The following is a 1061-nucleotide window of genomic DNA, read 5'->3' on the forward strand; positions in this document are numbered from 1 at the left end:
GCTGGCCTCGCACGGCGTGACCGTGCTCGCCCCGGTGATCGCCCCCTACGCCGACTCCCGGGCCGCCGTCCGCGAGCTGCACGCCACCAACGGCACCGACTTCCTGGAGATCCACGTCGCCACCCCGGTGGAGCTATGCGCCGAGCGGGACGTCAAGGGCCTCTACGCCAAGCAGGCGGCCGGCGAGCTGACCGGCCTGACCGGCGTCGACGACCCGTACGAGGTGCCGGCCGCACCGGAGTTGCTCCTGCAGACGCAGGGCCGTGAGGTGGCCGACTCGGCCGCCGAGCTGCACGCCTTCCTGACCGAGAGGGGCCTGGCATGACGACCGCGACCCACCGCCTGCCCGACACCCACGGGAACCCTCCCCCGGCCTCCGGCCGGAGCTACCCCCGCACGCTCTCGCACCTGGACGCCCTGGAGGCGGAGTCGGTGCACATCTTCCGCGAGGTGGCGGGTGAGTTCGAGCGGCCGGTGATCCTGTTCTCCGGCGGCAAGGACTCGATCGTGATGCTGCACCTGGCCCTCAAGGCGTTCCGGCCCGCACCGATCCCGTTCTCGCTGCTGCACGTGGACACCGGCCACAACTTCCCCGAGGTCATCGCCTACCGCGACCGCGTGGTGGCCCGGCACTCCCTGCGCCTGCACGTCGCCCACGTCCAGGACTTCATCGACGACGGCCGGCTGCGCGAGCGCCCCGACGGCACCCGCAACCCGCTGCAGACCGTCCCGCTGCTGGACGCCATCGAGTCCAACAGGTTCGACGCCGTCTTCGGCGGCGGGCGCCGCGACGAGGAGAAGGCCCGGGCCAAGGAGCGGGTCTTCTCCCTGCGCGACGAGTTCGGCGCCTGGGACCCGCGCCGCCAGCGCCCGGAGCTGTGGAGCCTCTACAACGGCCGGCACGCGGTCGGCGAGCACGTCCGGGTCTTCCCGCTCTCCAACTGGACCGAGCTGGACGTCTGGCAGTACATCGAGCGCGAGAAGATCGAGCTCCCGGAGATCTACTACGCCCACGAACGCGACGTCTTCGCCCGCGACGGCATGTGGCTGACCGCCGGCGG

At 72.0% G+C, this 1061-nt stretch carries 2 protein-coding genes; both read left to right on the forward strand.

What is annotated here, in order from left to right; genetic code table 11:
• The coding region (locus tag AB0K43_RS31460; RefSeq protein WP_363645838.1) for an adenylyl-sulfate kinase at nucleotides 1-325 on the forward strand (325 nt) is incomplete at its 5' end.
• Nucleotides 322-1061 (forward strand): sulfate adenylyltransferase subunit CysD (cysD, locus tag AB0K43_RS31465; protein ID WP_363645840.1); only part of this gene is annotated, 740 nt, incomplete at its 3' end. The genes AB0K43_RS31460 and cysD, both read left to right, overlap by 4 nt.

Source organism: Kitasatospora sp. NPDC049258, from assembly GCF_040678895.1.
Lineage (GTDB): Bacteria > Actinomycetota > Actinomycetes > Streptomycetales > Streptomycetaceae > Kitasatospora.